This is a genomic window from Dankookia sp. P2, from assembly GCF_050632255.1.
In the GTDB taxonomy this organism is placed as follows: Bacteria; Pseudomonadota; Alphaproteobacteria; order Acetobacterales; family Acetobacteraceae; genus Paracraurococcus.
The window spans coordinates 5,374,741-5,392,407 of record NZ_CP192581.1; the positions used below are offsets into that span (position 1 = coordinate 5,374,741).

The 17,667-nt window shown below is 69.0% G+C and carries 20 protein-coding genes and 5 pseudogenes; 17 read left to right on the plus strand and 8 right to left on the minus strand.

Translation table 11 applies throughout. From position 1 onward, the window contains the following. Positions 1-75 precede the first annotated feature (75 nt). The 14 genes and pseudogenes from ACQ86J_RS31970 to ACQ86J_RS32035 all read left to right on the plus strand — a co-directional run bounded on the left by ACQ86J_RS31970 (position 76) and on the right by ACQ86J_RS32035 (position 9,495). A pseudogene (locus ACQ86J_RS31970) lies at positions 76-521 on the plus strand (acyl-CoA dehydrogenase family protein). A gap of 3 nt (positions 522-524) precedes the next feature. Further along, complete coding sequence (locus ACQ86J_RS31975; protein WP_431268675.1) at positions 525-1,589, plus strand: phosphotransferase family protein; 1,065 nt, start codon at positions 525-527, stop codon at positions 1,587-1,589. A gap of 226 nt (positions 1,590-1,815) precedes the next feature. Beyond that, positions 1,816-2,127: a hotdog domain-containing protein gene (locus tag ACQ86J_RS31980; RefSeq protein WP_431268676.1), complete on the plus strand. Its 312-nt coding sequence runs from the start codon at positions 1,816-1,818 to the stop codon at positions 2,125-2,127. Positions 2,128-2,325: 198 nt separating this feature from the next. Continuing rightward, on the plus strand, positions 2,326-3,621 hold the full coding sequence (locus ACQ86J_RS31985) for a tyrosine-type recombinase/integrase (RefSeq protein WP_431268677.1): 1,296 nt from the start codon (positions 2,326-2,328) through the stop codon (positions 3,619-3,621). 725 nt (positions 3,622-4,346) lie between these two features. Continuing rightward, positions 4,347-4,514 carry a hypothetical protein gene (locus ACQ86J_RS31990; protein WP_431268678.1) on the plus strand — a complete coding sequence of 56 codons (168 nt, stop codon included), beginning with the start codon at positions 4,347-4,349 and terminating at the stop codon, positions 4,512-4,514. Beyond that, a complete protein-coding gene (locus tag ACQ86J_RS31995; RefSeq protein WP_431268679.1) occupies positions 4,511-4,723 on the plus strand; it encodes a hypothetical protein in 213 nt (70 codons plus the stop codon). Before ACQ86J_RS31990 ends, ACQ86J_RS31995 begins: the two co-directional genes overlap by 4 nt. Beyond that, on the plus strand, positions 4,723-4,860 hold the full coding sequence (locus ACQ86J_RS32000; protein WP_431268680.1) for a hypothetical protein: 138 nt from the start codon (positions 4,723-4,725) through the stop codon (positions 4,858-4,860). Before ACQ86J_RS31995 ends, ACQ86J_RS32000 begins: the two co-directional genes overlap by 1 nt. Then, positions 4,814-5,185: pseudogene (locus ACQ86J_RS32005) on the plus strand (DUF7146 domain-containing protein); the annotation flags it as partial. The gene ACQ86J_RS32000 and the pseudogene ACQ86J_RS32005, both read left to right, overlap by 47 nt. Positions 5,186-5,285: 100 nt before the next feature. Then, entirely contained in the window at positions 5,286-5,618 is a 333-nt protein-coding gene (locus ACQ86J_RS32010; RefSeq protein ID WP_431268681.1) for a toprim domain-containing protein, read from the plus strand. A 10-nt stretch (positions 5,619-5,628) separates the two neighbouring features. Beyond that, positions 5,629-7,086 carry a YfjI family protein gene (locus tag ACQ86J_RS32015; protein ID WP_431268682.1) on the plus strand — a complete coding sequence of 486 codons (1,458 nt, stop codon included), beginning with the start codon at positions 5,629-5,631 and terminating at the stop codon, positions 7,084-7,086. A 600-nt stretch (positions 7,087-7,686) separates the two neighbouring features. After that, positions 7,687-8,292 (plus strand): hypothetical protein, encoded by a 606-nt coding sequence (locus ACQ86J_RS32020; protein WP_431268683.1) that lies wholly within the window; start codon positions 7,687-7,689, stop codon positions 8,290-8,292. Between the two features lie 133 nt (positions 8,293-8,425). Beyond that, a complete protein-coding gene (locus ACQ86J_RS32025; protein WP_431268684.1) occupies positions 8,426-8,617 on the plus strand; it encodes an HGGxSTG domain-containing protein in 192 nt (63 codons plus the stop codon). A gap of 101 nt (positions 8,618-8,718) precedes the next feature. Then, positions 8,719-8,937 (plus strand): hypothetical protein, encoded by a 219-nt coding sequence (locus ACQ86J_RS32030; RefSeq protein ID WP_431268685.1) that lies wholly within the window; start codon positions 8,719-8,721, stop codon positions 8,935-8,937. A 93-nt stretch (positions 8,938-9,030) separates the two neighbouring features. After that, on the plus strand, positions 9,031-9,495 hold the full coding sequence (locus ACQ86J_RS32035) for a cupin domain-containing protein (RefSeq protein ID WP_431268686.1): 465 nt from the start codon (positions 9,031-9,033) through the stop codon (positions 9,493-9,495). 289 nt (positions 9,496-9,784) lie between these two features. Here the strand turns inward: ACQ86J_RS32035 and ACQ86J_RS32040 are convergent. Continuing rightward, positions 9,785-9,979: pseudogene (locus tag ACQ86J_RS32040) on the minus strand (helix-turn-helix domain-containing protein); the annotation flags it as partial. A gap of 1,287 nt (positions 9,980-11,266) precedes the next feature. Here ACQ86J_RS32040 and ACQ86J_RS32045 point away from each other — a divergent pair. Continuing rightward, the gene (locus tag ACQ86J_RS32045) at positions 11,267-11,638 is read left to right on the plus strand and encodes a hypothetical protein (RefSeq protein WP_431268687.1); all 372 of its coding nucleotides are present in this window, start codon (positions 11,267-11,269) and stop codon (positions 11,636-11,638) included. Between the two features lie 39 nt (positions 11,639-11,677). On the opposite strand, the gene ACQ86J_RS32050 is transcribed toward ACQ86J_RS32045, so the two are convergent. Both ACQ86J_RS32050 and ACQ86J_RS32055 read right to left on the minus strand, forming a co-directional pair. Then, a complete protein-coding gene (locus ACQ86J_RS32050) occupies positions 11,678-11,899 on the minus strand; it encodes a hypothetical protein (RefSeq protein ID WP_431268688.1) in 222 nt (73 codons plus the stop codon). A 137-nt stretch (positions 11,900-12,036) separates the two neighbouring features. Continuing rightward, positions 12,037-12,204, minus strand: coding sequence for a hypothetical protein (locus tag ACQ86J_RS32055; RefSeq protein WP_431268689.1), 168 nt, complete (start codon positions 12,202-12,204; stop codon positions 12,037-12,039). A gap of 1,375 nt (positions 12,205-13,579) precedes the next feature. Between ACQ86J_RS32055 and ACQ86J_RS32060 the strand changes: the two are divergent. Together ACQ86J_RS32060 and ACQ86J_RS32065 are read left to right on the plus strand one after the other, a co-directional pair. After that, positions 13,580-13,711, plus strand: a pseudogene (locus tag ACQ86J_RS32060) (hypothetical protein); the annotation flags it as partial. 181 nt (positions 13,712-13,892) lie between these two features. Then, positions 13,893-14,498: an FG-GAP repeat domain-containing protein gene (locus tag ACQ86J_RS32065; protein ID WP_431268690.1), complete on the plus strand. Its 606-nt coding sequence runs from the start codon at positions 13,893-13,895 to the stop codon at positions 14,496-14,498. Between the two features lie 11 nt (positions 14,499-14,509). On the opposite strand, the gene ACQ86J_RS32070 is transcribed toward ACQ86J_RS32065, so the two are convergent. The 5 genes and pseudogenes from ACQ86J_RS32070 to ACQ86J_RS32090 form a co-directional block, all read right to left on the minus strand. Beyond that, positions 14,510-15,415: a class I SAM-dependent methyltransferase gene (locus ACQ86J_RS32070; RefSeq protein ID WP_431268691.1), complete on the minus strand. Its 906-nt coding sequence runs from the start codon at positions 15,413-15,415 to the stop codon at positions 14,510-14,512. Then, positions 15,396-16,367, minus strand: a complete 972-nt coding sequence (locus tag ACQ86J_RS32075; protein WP_431268692.1) for a hypothetical protein — start codon at positions 16,365-16,367, stop codon at positions 15,396-15,398. Before ACQ86J_RS32075 ends, ACQ86J_RS32070 begins: the two co-directional genes overlap by 20 nt. After that, entirely contained in the window at positions 16,364-16,750 is a 387-nt protein-coding gene (locus tag ACQ86J_RS32080; RefSeq protein WP_431268693.1) for a RidA family protein, read from the minus strand. Before ACQ86J_RS32080 ends, ACQ86J_RS32075 begins: the two co-directional genes overlap by 4 nt. A gap of 277 nt (positions 16,751-17,027) precedes the next feature. Continuing rightward, positions 17,028-17,126 (minus strand): annotated as a pseudogene (locus tag ACQ86J_RS32085) (IS5-like element ISMex42 family transposase); the annotation flags it as partial. Positions 17,127-17,207: 81 nt separating this feature from the next. Further along, positions 17,208-17,597, minus strand: coding sequence for a hypothetical protein (locus ACQ86J_RS32090; protein ID WP_431268694.1), 390 nt, complete (start codon positions 17,595-17,597; stop codon positions 17,208-17,210). Positions 17,598-17,667: the final 70 nt, after the last annotated feature.

Sequence of the window (17,667 nt, forward strand, 5' to 3'; positions counted from 1 at the left end):
AACATCCTGCTCGGCGAAGGCCGCGGCTTCGAGATCGCGCAGGGCCGGCTCGGCCCGGGACGCATCCACCACTGCATGCGCGCGATCGGCCTGGCCGAGCGTGCGCTGGAGTTCATGTGCAAGCGGTCGCTGGAGCGGAAGCCCTTCGGCAAGCCGCTGGCCGAACAGGGGTGACGATCGAGCGCATCGCCAAGTCGCGCATCCTGATCGACCAGGCCCGGTTGTTGACCCTGCATGCCGCCTGGCGGATGGACACGGTGGGCAACAAGGAAGCCCGCAAGGAGATCGCCGAGATCAAGGTAGCGGCGCCCGAGATGGCCTGCCAGGTGGTGGACTGGGCGATCCAGGCGCATGGCGCCGGCGGCGTGACGGAGGATTTCCAGCTCGCCTATTTCTACAAGATCGCCCGCACCCTGCGCATCGTCGACGGGCCGGACGAGGTGCACCGCTTCCAGCTCGGTCGAATGGAACTGGCGAAGTACAAGCCGGCGCGCACCGAGGCGGCGCGGGCCGCGGAGTAGCCCATGTCGGGCATGCCCGAACTGGTGCCGGTTCTCGACCGGCACCGCTTCGACGAGGCGGCGCTGGCGCGGCACCTCGCGCTGCACCTGCCGGGCTTCGACGATCCGATCGAGGTCCGGCAGTTCCAGGGCGGCCAGTCCAACCCGACCTTCCACATCGCCACCAGCGCCGGCGACTACGTGCTGCGCAAGAAGCCGCCGGGCAAGCTGCTGCCGCGGGCGCATGCGATCGAGCGCGAGTACCGCATTCTCCGCGCGCTGGAGGGCAGCGAGGTGCCGGTGCCGCGCGCCCGCATCCTGGTCGAGGATGAGCGCATCATCGGCACGCCCTTCTTCGTCATGGACCATGTGCCCGGCCGGGTCTTCTTCGACCGCGTGCCGCTGGCCGCGCCGCCGGCCGACCGCGCGGCGATCTTCGAGGACATGGCCCGCGTCCTGGCAGCGCTGCACAAGGTGGATTGGCGCGCCGCGGGGCTGGAAGGCTTCGGCCGCCCCGAGGGCTACATGCCGCGCCAGGTCGATCTCTGGGTCCGCCAGTGGCAGGCGGCGAAGGTCGAGGAGATGCCGGAGATGGACCGGCTCGGCGCCTGGCTGGCCAGCCATCTCCCGCCGGATGAGCCGGCGACCATCGCGCATGGCGACTACCGCCTCGGCAACCTGATTATCCACCCGACCGAGCCGCGCATCGTCGCGGTGCTCGACTGGGAATTGGCGACGATCGGCCATCCGCTGGCCGATCTCGGTTATTGCTGCCTGACTTATCATTTCGACCCGGGGGCGGATGGCGTGACCGGCGTCGCGGGCATGGACCTGGCGGGCACCGGGATCCCTGACGAGCAGGCTTTCGTCGGCCGCTACAGCGCGCTGATGGGCCGCACGGTGCCGCAGGCGCTGGATGTTTTCGTTGTCTTCTCGATGTTCCGGTTGGCATCCATCGTTGCCGGGGTCTGGCGGCGGGCGCTGGACGGCAATGCCTCCGACCCCAGGGCCATCGGCTACCGCCACCGCTACCGCGACATGGCCGAGCGGGCCTGGGACATCGTGCGGCGGATCGACCGGGCAGCCTGACGCGCCCCCTGGACCGCGCCGCGCCGCTGGGGGAGTTTGCCGCCGAACAGCGCGACGGACAGCAGCATGGACCAGGCCATCACCGCCACGCCCGAGGTGCCCGAGGGCTTCGTGCCGGCGACCCATGGTGGCCCCTACGCACAGGAACTTGGGCCCTTCTGGTCGCACCGGGCAGCCGACCACACCGCGCTCGGCATCCGCGTCGCGCATCGGCACAGCAATCTCGATGGGCGGGGCGCATGGCGGCTTCGTCGCCACCCTGGCCGACCTCGCGCTGGTGCATGCGGTGGCGGTGGCGCGGGAGAAGGCCGGGCTGCCGCGCGCGCGGCTCGCCACGGTGAACCTCTCGATCGACTTCATCGGGGCCGCCGAAGGAGGGCTGCTGGCTCGAGGTGCAGGCGCAGGTGACGCGCATGGGCCGCAGTCTGGCCTTTACCGAGGGCACGATGTTCGCCGACGGCAAGCGCGTGGCGCGCGTCAGCGGCGTCTTCGCCATGAAGGAGCGGAAGGCATAGGGAAGGGGTGGTGGGCGCCGTAGGATCTCGAACCTACGACCCGCTGATTAAGAGTAAGTGCCATCAGGCCGCCACGACGCCACGCTAGATCGCCATAACTCGCCAGAATCCTTGCTTACTCCAGGGTCCGCAGAATAAGGTTCCGCCACAAGACGCCATGCGGACCCACTGCGGACCTTCCTCCCGGGTCCGCACGGGGTCCGCAGAGAGGGGCCGGGGCCATGCCCAAGCTGACCGACAGGTTCATCGCCGCCTTCAAGCCGGAGGGCGCAGCAAAGGATCGGCTGGCCTTCGATACCGAGTGCAGAGGCCTGGGGGTCCGCGCCACGGCCGCCGGCAGCAAGGTGTTCATCGTCCAGTGGACCGATGGCGCGACCGGCCGGAAGGTGCGAGAGCCGCTGGGCGCCTGGGGCAGCATCACCGTCGACCAGGCCCGCGCTGCAGCACGCGCCCGCCTGGGCCGCGTCGCCCAGGGGATCAACCCAGCGGCCGAGCGTGCCGCGGCGAAGGCCGCCGATGAGGCGCGCCGGGCTGCGCTGGCTTCGGCGAAGGAGGAGGCCCGCTTCACGCTGGATGCACTGATCGCCGACTGGGCGCGACTGCACCTGGCCGGGAAACGTGCTCGCTACAGCGCCGAGGCCGAGCGGGCCCTGCGGGTGGCCTTCCGGGCGCATCTCGACCGGCCGGCCGCGGCCCTGACCCATGCAACTGTCGTCGGGGTGCTGGACAGCCTGGCGGGTGACGGCCGGGCGGCGATGGCGAGCCGGACCATGGCCTATGGCCGGGCCTGCTACGGCTGGGCGGTGAAGCGCCGTCGGCTGCCGGTCAATCCCTTCGCTGGGCTGCCGGTGATCGAGGGCGGCAACCCGGCGCGCGATCGCGTGCTGACCGATGCGGAGGTCGGCGCCGTGTGGCGCGCCGCCGCGACCCTCGCCCTTCCGTTCGGCCCCCTGGTAAAGCTGCTGCTGCTGACCGCGCAGCGCCGGGAGGAGGTGGCCGGGCTCCGCTGGTCAGAGCTGGCGCCCGATCTCTCGACATGGACCCTGCCGGGTGCTCGGGCGAAGAACGGCAAGGCGCATGTGGTGCACCTCGCCGAGCCGGCGCGCGCGATCCTCGCCAGCCTGCCGCGCATCGCGGGCCAGGATCTGGTGTTCAGCACCACCGGCACCACCGCGCCCAGCGGCTTCAGCAAGGCCAAGCTCGCGCTCGATACCGCCATGGCGAGGGATGGAGGCTCGATCCCTGACTGGCGCTTCCATGATTTCCGCCGCACGGCCGTCACCTGGCTGGCCGGGGCCGGCTTTGCTCCGCACGTCTCAGACAAGCTGCTGAACCACGTCACTGGCAGCATTCAGGGGGTCGCAGCCATCTACCAGCGCAGCGAGTTCCTGGCGGAGAGGAAAGCGGCGCTGGAAGTATGGGGGCGCATGCGGTGCGATGCGGAGAGTGCGACGCCGAGGTTCCGGCCGACAATGTGGCCGTGCTGTCGGCAGAGCGCGCGCGAGAGGCGGGCGTGATGACACCGCGGATCGCCATGGAAACTGCTTGAACGCCACCCGTCCACACGTCATGATCACCGGGCGCGGTTCATCCCGCGCAGGGTGCCGCCGACCTTGACGGGCGCTTCGTAGGGCCCTCGCGTCAGTAGGGCCAGGCCGCCGCCGAGCCATAATCGGGCGCTCGTGGGTTGCCCCATGCGCATCGGGGCAGTGGTGCCGCCGGCCATGACGGGCGGCAGTTGGTGATGAGCTAGCTGCGTCGCTGATCGTGAGCGTGTCGCGGTCGCCCCGAGCCTACGAAGCACCCATGGATTCCTTTCTTACCGAAGCTGAGTTTGCTACCCGCTATCTCAATGGAGCGCGCCGGACCGCCCAGCGCTGGCGCACCACTGGCGATGGCCCTCCGTTCGTAAGGCTTGGCCCGCGGCGGATCGCCTACCGTGAGAGCGATTGTCAGGCCTGGGCTGCTGCCCGGACCTATCGCCATCGGGCCGCCGAGATGGCTGCCCGCCAGCAGGACGCCTGAAAGAACGCAACCCATCCAACGTCGTAGGTGGCGACGCTGAACGGGCTGCGGGTAGGCGCGGTGGGCAATCGCAATCTAAGCCGATTCGGGTCCAATTTACAGCGGCGCACCTCGTCTGTGAGGTGAAAGTGGCACAAGTTCGCATAGCGCGGCTGGTTCGGTGGTCGGCTGGCACAATGAAGCCCGCATCCACCGGCTCGCTGAACATATCCATGGCTTGGGCCCGCGCGCTGTCAGCGAGGCGCTGATTGGCGAGGCCGCCGCTTCCGGCAACCCGGAGGCGACCCTGTACCGGCTCGCGCAGTTCACCCGCATCACCCGGCAGGAGGTTATCGCGGTCGGCGCTGATTGCCCGCTGCGGCCTCGGCTGAAGGTGGCGCCATGACGGCCGCGGTTCACCCGGGCCGGGGCGGCCCGATGGCGCCGCCGCCTGGTGCTGGTGCGTCGGCGCGCCTGGTGCTGCTGCCCACCGCCTGCGACCTCGACGGCGAGATGCGCGTCGCTGTCCTGCCGGCCGGCCCGCGGGCGGTGCCGATCGTCTACGCAGACATGGCGGCTGCGCTGGCGGCCCTACATCGGATGGAGGCGCTGTGATGGCCGCAGCCTCCGAAGTCGCCGCAGCCCTTGGGCTGCGTGCGGTCCCGCAGCGCCGAGAGTGGCGCGGCAACTGCCCCAGCTGCGGCTATGCCGGCGGCCTGGCGGTCAAGGAGAAGGACGGCCGCGCCCTCTGAGCGGTGCGGCTGCTGCCAGGACGGCGCCGGCGTCACGGCCGCGGTTCGGCGTGCGCTGGGCGGGGCTGGGGTCGCGCCGGCCCGCCTGGACCGATCGCCTGTCCCGGCACCCGGCACGGCCGCGAAATCGGCCCTGGCGCGTGATCTCTGGGATCGTGCCCTGCCGCTGCCTGGCACCATCGCCGAACGCTACCTCGCCTCCCGCGGGCTGCCGGGCATCGGATCGGACGCGCTCCGCTTCCTGGCCGCTGCATCTCACCCGGGCGGGCAGACGCGGCTGCCGGCGATGCTGGCCGCGATCCGTGACACGCGGACCGGCGAGCTGCGCGCGGTGCACCGGACCTGCCTGCGGCGCGACGGCAGCGGGAAGGCCGATATTGGAGCCAGCACGGGCCAGCCTCGGGCCAGTGGCCGGCGCGGCGGTCATGCTGGATCCGCTGCGCGACGGTGTGCCGCTGGTGGTCGGCGAGGGCATCGAGACCGCCTTGTCGGCCGCGGCCATGATCGGCGGCGGCGCCTGGTCCGCGATCTCCGCCGGCAACCTCGCATCACTGCCCCTGCCGCCGCCACCGGCCTGCCCGATGGTGGTGATCGCGGCCGATCCCGACCCCGCGGGGGAACGGGCTGCCCATGATGCCGCGCACCGCTGGCGGGGCGAGGGGCGGACGGTCCGCATCGCCACTCCCGACGCCGCTGGCTCCGACTTCAACGATCTGCTGCGCGCCAGGCTTGCGGCGCGGGAGGCCTCCCATGGCTGATGGATTCACCATGCGGGATGCTCCCGCCGCCGAGAAACGCCCGCTGTTCCGGCCGATGCCAGCGGCGCCCGAGTTTCCGGTCGCCGCCTTGGGTCCGCTCCGCGATCCGGTCGAGGCGATCCAGATGCGGACCCAGGCCCCTGTCGCCATGTGCGGCAACTCGGTCCTGGCCGCCGCGACGTTGGCCGTCCAGGCACAGCGTGATGTCGAACTGCCTGGCGGTGGCCGGAAGCCGTTGACCGCGATGTTCGTCTCGGTCGCTGACAGCGGAGAGCGCAAGAGCGCGGTCGACAAGCTGGCCTTGGCGCCGGTGTACCGGATCGAGGAGGAGTGGCGGGCAGAGCACGCTGATGCACATCGGCGATACCTGAACGACAAGGAGGCGTGGAAAGAAGCGCGGGAGGCGGCAAAGAAAAAGGCCAAGGGCGATCGCGCCGCGATCCGCGACGCGCTCGATACTGTCGGGGCAGAGCCGCAACAGCCGCCGCATCCGATGCTGCTGCTTGCGGACCCGACACCGGAGGCGCTGGTGATGCACCTGCGCGACGGTCGCCCATGGGCCGGCGTGTTCACCGCCGAGGGCGGCATCCTCGCTGGCGGCGCCGCCTTCAATGACGAAAGCCGGATGCGGACCGGCGCGTTGTTCAACGTGCTCTGGGATGGCGAGGCGATCCGCCGCAGCCGGGTGCTGACCGGCGCCGCATACCTGCCGGGCCGGCGCTGCACGGCGCATGTGATGCTGCAGCAGGTGGTTGCCGACAGGCTGTTCGGCGACCCGATGTTGGACGGCATCGGCATGTTGGCCCGCACGCTGCTGGTCGCGCCCGAGAGCACGGCCGGGACACGGCTGTACCGGGCGACGCCGGCCGAGTGCCGCCCTACGCTCGAGAGGTATGCGGCCCAGCTGGACAGCCGCCTGCGACGCCCACCGGCGACCAAGCCGGACGACCCAAGCGTGCTGGATCCGCCGGTGTTGCGGCTGCACCCGGACGCCGAGCGCTTGTGGATCGCCTTCTACGATGCGGTTGAGGCCCAACTGCTGCCCGGCGGGGAGTTCGCCAGCATCAAGGCGTTCGGGGCCAAGCTGGCCGAGCATGCCGGCCGGCTGGCCGCGGTGCTGACGGTCTACGCCGACCCCGACGCCATGGAGGTGCCGGCCGCGATGATGGCGAACGGCATCGACCTGGCGAGGTACTACGCCGCCGAGATGCTGAGGCTGCAGGGTGCCTGCACCGTCTCGATCGACCTGCGGCTGGCAGCCCGGCTGCTGGCCTGGTGGCAGGCCCGGCCGGATCCCCGGTGCCACCTGGCCGGCATCTATCAGCGCGGGTTGAACGCCCTCGGCGACGCTGCCACGGCCAGGCGGATTGCCGGCATCTTGGAGGAGCATGGGTGGCTCCAGCGGCTGCCGGCCTGCACGGAAGTCGACGGCGCACCCCGCCGCGATGCCTGGGTGCTGGCGCCATGACGGCGCTGGGCTTCGATCCCTGGGCGGCGCTGAAATCGGCGCAGCAGGGGCACCCCCACCTAATCCACCTAAAACACCTAATCCAGTTCATCCCAATGCCCCCGGATTAGGTGCTTTAGGTGGGGGTGGGTCCGCGGCCCGAAATGCAGGCCCGGTCCACGTTCCTATTGCACGCCGCCGGGGATGCCCTCGACGCCTTGGCCGGGCCGGAGCTTGGCCCAGTGCTTCAGGTCGGAGAGGTCGACCACGACGCCGCCGAGCGCGCCGCGATGGCCGCGCATTACGCCGAGCCTGAACCGGAAAACCTAGCCCAGCCGCGAGGTGAAGCTGCGCGCTTATCGCCGGGCGAAAGCGCCACCCGGCCCAAGGTCTTCGAGCCACGGTACACCGGCAGCGATCCCTCGTCGTCCCAAAGCCAGAAGCCGCCACCTCTGACCGAAGGAGCTCACCTTGATTGCTGATACAGATCCCTCTGCCTGCGTGGGGTTCGTAATGCCCGACGCGACCGGCAGCTCACCGCCGGCACAGCCACGACCGACGGCCGCGGATGCCGTCCGGCAGAAAGCTCGTGCCCGCCGGAAGCGGGCTACGGCGACAGTCATGCGGGAGGAATGGGGTGACCACACCGGTGCACGGTTCGAGCTGCTCGAGGCGGCAGAGATGGACGCGCGGGCTGATGCGGCACTGGATCCGCTAAACCATACCAGCGTCGCGCCCGAGCAGGGTCGCGGCGGTGAGATGGTGGTCGAAAGCCAAGCTAACCGCCGGGATCGACCCTGGATCATCGACACGGTGAAGGACCGCTCGGACATGCTGGCGGCTGATGCCAGCGTGGCACGGCTAGACCTGGCCGCGGTGGCGAACACCCTGACCATGTCAGTCGACGCGGCCGAGACCATTCAGGCCGCGAACAGCCTCGAGCGCATGCTGGCCCATCAAATGGCCACTGCCCATCACCTGGCGATGACACTGGCCGCCAGGGCGGGCGACTTCGCCGGCGGGATCAAGTCTTGGGACAGCACGGCCCGGCAGCAGCTGCAGAGCATCGAGGCCGCCCGCATGGCCGGTGCCTCGGCGCGGATGATGGACAGCTTCCAGCGCGGGCTGCTGACCCTGGAGCGGCTCAGGAATGGCGGGAAGCAGACGGTGGTCGTGCAGCACGTCGCCGTCGCGGACGGGGCCAAGCCGTCGTGGCCGGTGCCGTGAACCAGGGGGGCGCCGCGAAATGAGCGAGGATGCCCATGCAGCGTGCCTCGTGCCGTCGAGGTTGACGCAAGCCCGACTGGCTCCTCGCTGTGGTGCCAAGACCCGGCGTTGCACCCCATGCGCCAGCCCGGCGATGCGCAATGGGCGGTGCAGGATGCACGGCGGTGCCAGCACCGGGCGGCGCACGCCTGAAGGCCTGGAGCGGCTCCGGCAGGCGCCGATGAAGCACGGCCGGCGTAGCGCCGAGGCCCGCCAGGCCGCGCGGGAACGGGCGCCGCCCGGCGCGAGATGGCGACCGTCAACGCGCGCTGCGCGAGCTCGATGACCTGACCCAGGAAGGAACCAAGCCATGATCGCCTTCACACCGCGCGTCGTCTCGGTGCGAGTGCCGCCCGGTGAACGACGCAACCCCTAGCGATGGTCCGCATGGAGCTCGGGCCGTTCTTCCTGTCGCTCGGCGTGTCTCGGCTGAAGAGGTCGGGCCTGATCGTGCGGCTGCCGATGGGCGACGGTGGCGAGCCCGCGCTCGAGGTGGGTGCCGAGACCTGGCCGTTGGTCCAGCAGGCAGCGATCGCCGGCGTTATGGCGGACCAGGTTGCACGCGAGCACGTGCTGGGGCGGGATCTGCGCAGGATAGGGCTCTAGCGCCGCAAGAAGGCAACGTCTTGTGGACGATAGAAGATGGGATAGGCTTTTGCTGCTGATGGCGGATGAAGCGCCACACTGAAGGAGAAAGTCTTGTCCCAAACTGCGGAAGCCAAAAGCCTCTGGTTCATGAATGGCCATGTCACTGTGCATCTCGCCATGGCAGAGCATGCAGGTGGTTTCTCAATCACTGAGCATAAGTTGCCTGCCGGGTTTGGACCGCCCTATCACGTGCATCATAACGAGGATGAGACGTTCTACCTGCTGGACGGCGAGATCCGTTGCAAACAGGCCGAGCGTATCCTGCATGCCAAGGCGGGAGATGTGGTTCACCTCGGCCGGGGCATCCCGCACGGGTTCAAGGTGGTATCGCCAGGCGGTGCGCGCGTCCTCATTGTCAGCACCGGTGGATTTGAAGCCATGTTGCGTGCAGCCTCAGTCGTGGCGTCGTCAGATAGCTTGCCCGAGCCACGCGAGCCGACGCCTGAGATGCAGGCCCGACTTGCGCAAATCTGCGCTGAGAACGGCATCGAGTTGCTAGGCCCGCCAATCGATTAAAATGTAATGGGGCGGTGATAGCCGATCCAGCGGCGCTTGGTGGCTGTCGAAACACGCCGCGGGCCTGCATCGGGCTCTGTCGCCTTAGTCGCGGCCGAGCAGCAAGCGGATCCAGCAAGCGGTTGAGGCGGCCATCGCAGACCATCGGCTCCGCACCGGCTGGACCGGGCCGATGATAGCGGCGTCGATCGACGCGACGCTTGAGGAAAGGGTGGCGGAGTATGGGCGGGCACGATGATGCCGTGACCTTCCTTCCCCTCGGCGAGTGACATATGCAGATGGATCGTAGTTCGGCGATGTAGCCGTCGAACCCCGCCAGCTTGCCAGGTCTCGGCGGTCGCGGCCGGTACCGCGCCGCCTCGGGATCCCGCAGGTAGCGTCGCACCGTGTTCCGCGACACGCCTACCTCGCGCGCGATCTCCCGCACGCCCTTGCCGTGCTTGGCCAACACCCGGATCTTCAATGCCAGTTCTCCCCCAAGCATCCGGGCCCCCATCGCGGTGACAGGGCACCCTAGAACCTGGGTCAGCTTTCAACCGGCGACCGGGTCAGTTTCACTCCGGCGGCTACACCGCAGCTGTCCAGCTCGTGGCCGATCGCCATACACAGACGTATCGTGGTCAGCCAGTCGGGCGCGGCGTGGTGCGACGGTGCACCCACTCGGCAGCCGGATCTCCAGCACGATGCCGTACATGCCGAGGGCACCGATAAAGGGCTAGATAGCAGCGCGAGAACTCGACCCCTCGATCCTGGTCGCCATTCTACGTGGCGAGGGGGCAACCTCCACTTAGTCCACCTAGTCAACCCACCCACCAGCCAGCTGACTTGGTGCTTCACACGCGATGGCGTTGTGATCGCGGCTGAGCGACGAGCGGAGGTCTTGTCGTTGACACTTAGAACCAACTTCCCTCGATTGTGCATTTGGTTGTGCATACGAAAGAATGCATCCTGTGGTTGTGCGACAGAGGGATTAGCGATGGCAGCCGCCCAGCGCCTTGAACCCATCGATTGGAAGCCGCTGTCGATGTTGTCTGTGGCTGCCCAGCCGGAGGCGTACAGGGCGCCTCTTGCTGCAGTGCCCTTCCGCCTTATCGTAGTGATCGACCTTTGCCTCACTCTCACTTCCAGCTAACGGCAGAGCAGACTGCCAGCCCCGCCCAGCCGCCTACTCAGGCAGCCCGGCCTGCGTCTCTGGCCTCAGCTCAAGTTGAGGCTGACGACAAGTTTCCTCTTGGCGTCCGCATCCTGATCATTGGGACATTGGCATTTGTCCCGTGGTTGCTGATCGGCGGCCTTTGGCGGCTACTGCACTAGCTTGGTGGCCGACGCTCTCGCATGTAGCTCGGCAGCCGCCCAGTATCGGCCCAAAGCTCGACCAGCGGCGTAACGGTCCCGACCACGCCGAAGTTGCGACCGTGCAGCGGGTGCCTTGGCATGAACAGGCCGCAGACATGGCCGCCGGGGGCACATTCGATGCGGGTACCGCGGTAGGAGAAGCCTGGGCCACCCTATGGACCCTGCGCCATAGTCTGCACCAGGCATCTAGTTGAAGGCGCGATTGCCAACGGATTGAATGTGTGCGGCGACCGCCCGAAGTTCGCTCTCGGCCCCCAGCCGTTGGCCATGGAAGGCTAGTATTGCAGCTAGCGCGACCGCAGCGACGACTGGCATGCCGGCAGCCCGTGCATCGGTACGCCGCGGTCCGGCCAGGCAGACTAGGACCAGCGCGCCGCCGAGACCCACCGCGCCGCCGACCAATACGTCCGCCAGGGTGTGCACCTGCAATCTCGACACGGCTGAAGCCGAACAGCAGCCCGAAGATCAGACTAGCCAGCAGGGCGACCGATATTCGTGGCGCGAACCGCCCTCCCACCAAGGCCAGCAGCCCGGCATAGACAACCGTGCCGGAGGCGGTATGGCCGCTCGGATTGCCGAGGCCGGCTCCAGTGCGCTGGCCGACCACGACGAAGACCAACACCTTCAGCACTGCCATCGCACCGAGGGTACCAAAAATGGCGAGGCACCAAGCGAAGGCTTCGCGCCGCCTTCCAAGGGCCGCCAAGGTCAGCGCCACCACTCCGACCAAAGGCAGCAGCAAGCCGAGGTCCGCGAAATCCGAAAGGAAGAGCATCCCCTTGCATAACAAGCGGCAGCCACCGAGGGTACCGACATTGGTGGCGGCTTATTCGGTCACGAGCCACACCGCCGGCGCTCCGCCCGACGCGCTGATAGTGATCCAAAGCCCGGCGACGGTGACCTCGATGCGGAGGCGCCAGCCCTGCAGCTCGCCGGTGACGATCCAGCCGCCGGAAACGGCCTGGCATTGCCGCCCGGCGATCCAGACTTCCAGGCCGCAGAAGCCGTCGCAGTCACGCAATAGGGCGCGGGCGTCGGCCTCGGTCATGGGCGCCATCAGCGCGGGCCCTCGGTCCTTGGACGCTCGATGGCAAACTACGTGGTCAAGGGACACCCCCACCTAATCCACCTAAAGCACCTAATCCTGCCCGCTCCGAGGGCTGCGGATTAGGTGAACTAGGTGCTTTAGGTGGGGGGCAGGGTCCGCAGCGCAAAATCGAAGGCCAAGCCGTATTCCTGCTGCGCGCCTCCGAAGATGCCCTCGACGCCTTGGCCGGACCTGAGCTTGGGCCGGTGCTGCGGGCCAGGCAGATTGACCACGACGACGCCGAGCGCGCGGCGCTGGTCAGGCACCACGCCGTGCCGGTGTCGCGCGCCGTCCCTGCCATTCTGGCGTGTTTCGCGTGCGGCAGGTCGATCCAACGGCATGGGCGAGCTTGGTCCGCGGCGCATGGATGGTGCTGCGCGGCCTGCCGTGGAGCGGTGACGGAGGCAAGCCGGTGACGCCGTTGTGTCTGGCGGCCGAAGCCGGAGCCCCGGCCGATCTCCTGACCATCGCCGCGGCCGACGCAGCGCGTGCCGGCCGAGCACTGCCGCTAGCCCCAGCCGATATGGCGCTCGCCCGGCCGGACCGATGGGCGACGGTAAAGGCAGCCGAGCGGTTCCTGGCGGCGCGCGCCGGCCATCTAGACCTCGGGGGTTTCAAACCCCTGGTCCTGGCCCGCTACCGGAAGGTCCTGCGCGGGCGCTGGTCGGCTGCCTTGGTGCCGGCAGCGGGCGGCCGCGCGGCGCTGGAGGCGATCGTCGGCCCGGTGACTGCTTACGAGATCGACGCCCCAAGTCCGGTAGCTGTGGCTGTCCTGCTGCCTTCGCTGCCGGCCCAGCGCGCCCGGTTTGCAGCGCTGAGCGATCGGCTCGCATTCGCTAGGCCCCGCACGGAATGGGGCGTGCGCGCTCTTGACTGGCGAGCCTGCGAGGGCCGCGGCGCGGGCAGTAGCAGGGCTCTCCGCCGCCGAGTGGCAGGCATGGCGGGCCCGGGTCCGCATGGTGGGGGAGTGGCGGTGATGCAGTCCGCGCGCGCGTACTGGCCCCAAAACCTCATCCGTCCGAACGAGCGCAGCAGGAATTGGTGGCATGATCCAGGCGACCTACATGGGCCCCGAGCGATCTCGAGCTCGATGGGCTATCTTACACCGGGCCAAACGCCGAGGGTGACTTGGCCCGGGCGCTTATCGGCGCCGGCGTTGACCCGGGCGAGCAGCTAGTCTTCTCGCGGCACGGGAAGCCGGTGCTGCGCGGCACAGTCGCCGCGTTTGCCAGCCGAGCCTGGGGCGGGAATGGCCGCGACCCTCAGTTTGTCCGGTGGCGCCCCAACCCGCGGGGTAACTACCCGTTTGCCTTGTTGCGGTGGCACTCGCAGACAGCGCCGAAGCCGCTGAAGGTCAAAAGGTACGGGAGCGAGGCTGCCGGGTCTCCCGGCGCAGCCGTGTCGGCGGCAGAAAGCAGGCCAGCCCCCCACCCGAAACGCGCGCGTCACTGATCGAAACGAGACAGGGGATCTCGCTGCCCTGATCTGCTGCGCCGCGAGCTACCGACGAAGGGTCGTCCAGCGCGAGCGAGCCGCTCACATCGCCCGCAGCCGCACAGGCCGGCGCCTATCACAGGCCTGTGCCCTATCGCGCCTAGCGCAACGCTCCACAGTTGCTCCGCGGAAAAACGAGACGGACCAATGACGATCAGGCACGATTTCAACGGTGACGGTTTAACTGACCTCCTATGGCACGGCGCGGATGGCAGCATTTCGATTTGGAATATGGGTCAGTCCGGGATTTCCGGTCAGGCAGGGTTCTATGCGCCAGGCAATGGTCTGCAGCTCCGTGGCATCGGTGATTTTAACGGCAATGGCTTCACCGATCTGATCTTTCAGGACACGGCAGACAACATCCAGGCATGGTACCTGCACGATACCCAAGCCACTGTCGTCCCGCTCGGCGGATACGGAACCGGCGCCCGGATCGAAGGGGTTGGCGATTTCAACGGAGATGGCACTCACGACGACCTTCTCCTGCATCTCAGCGACGGGTCATGGTTCACCAGGCTTCGGCGAGGCACGGAAGATCCCGCCGCTCGGCACCGGCCAGCTGCAGTTCACGGCACCGGTCGGGGCCGGCGACCACCTTTCTCTGGTCGGCGACTTTAACGGCGATGGTCGGGACGATCTGCTGTTCCGCAGTGACGCCACCGGCGCCTACCGGATAGAACAGACGATCATCGTCGCGCCGCGGCCGGAGCAGACGCCGATCGCTTTCGATGCACCCGACCGCGCTTGGTCGATCGATTTCACCGGCGATTTCAACGGTGACGGGCGGGACGACTTCCTGTGGCAGCACACGAATGCGGCCGGCCAAGTCGACGGGAGGGTGATGTGGCTGATGGACGGCGCCGATCGCGTCGGCGGCGGCCTGCTGTACGAGCCCGGCCAGGGTTGGTCGCTCAGTGCCACGGCCGACTACAACAACGACGGCCGCACAGATCTGATGTGGAAGCACACGTCCGGCTGGCACGTCGAATGGCTGATGGACGGGCCTAATATCCAGGCGTTCGGCGCCAGCATTCCCAGCACGGGCGACTTTTGGGCCTTGGCGTGATCTAGGGTCTGTTAGTCTCCGAGTGTTACCTTTTTGCCCGAGCCAATGAAGCAGGCGATCGGGATCTTGAGCCCCTGCGGACCGCGGTAGACCTCGGCCCGCCGCGCCAGGATGCTACACGCCCGCGCCTGGGTGGCCTCGTCCTGGGCGGCGATCGCGCTGGCGGTCACCGCCATACCGCCCATGCCTGCCCGCCACAGCGCATCGACGTCCGGCAGGGCGTGGCTGGTCCGATACGCCGTGACGCCCACCCTGCCGAGCCCCGCCCCGCGCAGCAGGGCGGCGAAGGCCTCCGGGTCGCAAAAGCGCAGGGTGTCATGGCCCTGCGGCACATCCGGGTGCGGCGGCAGCCCCAATTCAGCGATTGTCTCACGGAACAGCCCCTGCACGCGTTGCCGTGCCGGCTGGTCCCACCAGCTGAAGGCCAGGACTCCGCCCGGCGCAAGGACGCGCACGCACTCGGCCAGCGCCGCCTCCGGCTCGGGGAAGTGGCCGAGCGCGAAGTTGCAGAGCACCGCGTCAAAGCCGCCGTTCGGGAAGGGCAGCGCGACCACGTCGGCCACTTGGAACGCGGCGCTGGGATGGGCCCGCTGCGCCAGGACGACCATGCCCGGGGAGACGTCTACCCCCGTGACGGCCGCCCCGCGGCCGAGCGCCGCCGCGGCGGCCAGGCCGGGGCCGGTGGCGACGTCCAGCACCCGCCGCCCCGCCGCAACTTGTGCCGCATCAAGGAGCGGCCCGAGCGCGAGGCTGGTCAGGGGGCGAAGTGCTCCGCGTAGCTGCCGGCGATACGATCGTGCGCCGCACTCTCGAACGTCGTGAACGCCCGTGCATCGAGTGCCATCATGGCGCCTCCCGCTGCTCGTCCACGAGGCTCGCACGCGCGGGACCATCGGCTCAAGCGCGACGGCCATCATTAAGCCGCAGGAACACACGGTAGGCGGGCGCCAGCGCGAGCGGCCCGAGGTAGAGGGGGATCTGGTAGAGGCCGAAGAACAGCGCCACGCGCGGGTCGGCCGCAGCCGGCAGGACGGCGAGGTAGAGCGCCATGCTGCGGAACCCGCTCAGCATACCCGCTGTGGCGGCCGCGCGCGCGCCGAGGGGCAGGAGGGCGGCCGTGGTCGCTAGGTTAAGCCCACTGCTGGCCGCGCAGGCCGCAAGCGTCGCCTCCAGTACCCAGGCGGGCTCGGCCAGGAGCCGCGCCCCAACCCCGTCCATCACCCCAACGCCGAAGGCGACCAGCAGCCAGACCGTGAGCCCGTCAAGGGCAGGACCCAACGCCTCCAGCCGCGCCGCCCCGGCCAGCCAGCGGAGTAGGACCGAGAGCAGGAGCGGTAGCCCCACCACCGCCGCGAGCCGCGCCGCGAAGGCCTCCATGCCGATCGCTAGGTCGACCCCGGTCAGCGCCCAGGCAATCGGCGGCGCCGTGAAGGGCACGAGCAGGGTACCGGCGAGTGCGCCCAGCAGCGACAGCTCGGCATCGAGCTCAAGCAGGCGGGCGTAGGCGGGGGCGGAGACGATCGCCGCGCCGGTGGCGAAGAGCACGACGGCGTCGGCGATGCCGGGGTCGAGCGGCAGAGCGCGGACCACGACCCAGGCGAGAACGGGGCAGGCCAGCATCTGAAACGCCAGGACCGCGACGAGCCGCCCCGGCCGGCGCAGCTGGGCGAGGGTCGCGGGAATGTCCACGCGCAGCAGCACCAGCGTGCTCAGCCCCACCACCGCGACCGGGACCAGGCCGTGCAGCGCCCGGGCCGCTGGTGGCAGGAGGATGCCGCCGAGGATGCCGAGGGCCAGCAGCACCTTCCCGGAGTGCGCCGAGGCAGCAAGCAGGCGGATGAGGCCGCCGGCTGCGCCGCTCGCGGTCATCCCGGGAGAGCGGTCTGGACGACGATCTCGATCACCGTCCCCGGCGTCGGCAGCGCGGCGACGGCGACGCAGGCGCGCACCGGCCAGGGCTCCGCGAAGAAACGCCGCCAAGCCCGGTCCACTGCGGGGCGGTGCTCGAGCGACGTCAGGAACACCTGCGCCGCCGCCACGTCGGCCGGCGCCGCGCCCGCCGCGCGCAAGGTCGCGCCGAGGTCGGAGAGCGCCGCCTCGGCCTGGGCTTCGGCGTCGCCGGTTTCGATCGAGCCGTCGGCGCGGACGGGGATGTGCACCGAGTGCAGCGTGCGTCCCCCCGCGACGACGGCCCAGGAGAACGGCGCGTCCGCCGTCTTGGGCGGGCCGGCCTTGATGTGCTGCAGCGCCATGCTTTCCTCCCCACCGGGTATCCCGGAGTGCGTCCTGTCATCGAGCATGCACCTTGGGCCAGCGGTCCGGCCACCCGGATGCAAAGCTCATGGGCAAGAAGGCGAGGTCCAGCGTCTGGGAGGCACCGCCGGTCGCGGGGGATGCGGGCGGCGCGCGACGCCCGGCCGTATGGCACGCCGTTCCGCTTGGCGGTCGTGCCGCTGGTCCGCCTCGGGCGGGCGCCCGCAACGCGACCACTACGCCGGTCATTGACCGACCCGATTACAGAAAGGCTCGTTACCTCTTAAGCCAGTCGAGGGTAGCGGCGAGGCAGAGGACGCCGAGAAAGTAGCGCGCGGTCTTCTCAAACCGGGTGGCGACGGCCCGCCACTCCTTCCTGCAACGAGACGGGTCCGAGATCCGTTGTAACGGCAGCCGCTTATGTTTCCACAAGGGCGCCGCGTTTGCCGCCCTGGCTCAAACTCTCCGTTTGAGGAAGACCCAGCATCCACCGTCGCCTGCCGACTGGACCCGGACGTCCAGTTCAACGTCACGCTGCCCGTTCGGCATGTTGCTGACATAGCCAAAAGCGATGTCGAGGTGACCTGCCGCGCGGGCAACGTCGATCCAGCCGCGGAACTCGTCATTATCCATGCAGGGCGCAACTTCGTCGAAGAAGAACTGGCCGAGCCCCGCACCACGGTAGCCGGACAGGCGGCGTTCCGTGGCACTGTAGAGGGTGACTCGTCCCTCGGCATCGAGTTTGATGACGCCAAAGGGCAGGAGGTCGATGGCGGTCGACGGCACCTGCTCCACGGCCCGCGCCAGCTGCGGCGTATCGAAGCTCGGCAAATCGTCCTGCGACATCGGTGACCTCATCCTTCTCCCTGGTTCATCACTGGCCAGCCATCCCCGAACCCTCGCCTCGTCCGGCTCG

Bases quoted from the DNA above. Each gene is read 5' to 3' on its own strand.
- ACQ86J_RS32015 (WP_431268682.1), top strand. From the start codon at position 5,629: ATGCGGGATGCTCCCGCCGCCGAGAAACGCCCGCTGTTCCGGCCGATG.
- ACQ86J_RS32050 (WP_431268688.1), bottom strand. From the start codon at position 11,899: ATGACCGAGGCCGACGCCCGCGCCCTATTGCGTGACTGCGACGGCTTC.
- ACQ86J_RS32010 (WP_431268681.1), top strand. From the start codon at position 5,286: ATGCTGGATCCGCTGCGCGACGGTGTGCCGCTGGTGGTCGGCGAGGGC.
- ACQ86J_RS32025 (WP_431268684.1), top strand. From the start codon at position 8,426: ATGCGCAATGGGCGGTGCAGGATGCACGGCGGTGCCAGCACCGGGCGG.
- ACQ86J_RS31975 (WP_431268675.1), top strand. From the start codon at position 525: ATGTCGGGCATGCCCGAACTGGTGCCGGTTCTCGACCGGCACCGCTTC.
- ACQ86J_RS32080 (WP_431268693.1), bottom strand. From the start codon at position 16,750: ATGGCGCTGCAGCACATCAAGGCCGGCCCGCCCAAGACGGCGGACGCG.
- ACQ86J_RS32030 (WP_431268685.1), top strand. From the start codon at position 8,719: ATGGAGCTCGGGCCGTTCTTCCTGTCGCTCGGCGTGTCTCGGCTGAAG.
- ACQ86J_RS32070 (WP_431268691.1), bottom strand. From the start codon at position 15,415: ATGATGGCCGTCGCGCTTGAGCCGATGGTCCCGCGCGTGCGAGCCTCG.
- ACQ86J_RS32065 (WP_431268690.1), top strand. From the start codon at position 13,893: ATGGCACTCACGACGACCTTCTCCTGCATCTCAGCGACGGGTCATGGT.
- ACQ86J_RS31995 (WP_431268679.1), top strand. From the start codon at position 4,511: ATGACGGCCGCGGTTCACCCGGGCCGGGGCGGCCCGATGGCGCCGCCG.
- ACQ86J_RS32000 (WP_431268680.1), top strand. From the start codon at position 4,723: ATGGCCGCAGCCTCCGAAGTCGCCGCAGCCCTTGGGCTGCGTGCGGTC.
- ACQ86J_RS32075 (WP_431268692.1), bottom strand. From the start codon at position 16,367: ATGACCGCGAGCGGCGCAGCCGGCGGCCTCATCCGCCTGCTTGCTGCC.
- ACQ86J_RS31980 (WP_431268676.1), top strand. From the start codon at position 1,816: ATGGGCGGGGCGCATGGCGGCTTCGTCGCCACCCTGGCCGACCTCGCG.
- ACQ86J_RS32020 (WP_431268683.1), top strand. From the start codon at position 7,687: ATGCGGGAGGAATGGGGTGACCACACCGGTGCACGGTTCGAGCTGCTC.
- ACQ86J_RS32090 (WP_431268694.1), bottom strand. From the start codon at position 17,597: ATGTCGCAGGACGATTTGCCGAGCTTCGATACGCCGCAGCTGGCGCGG.
- ACQ86J_RS31985 (WP_431268677.1), top strand. From the start codon at position 2,326: ATGCCCAAGCTGACCGACAGGTTCATCGCCGCCTTCAAGCCGGAGGGC.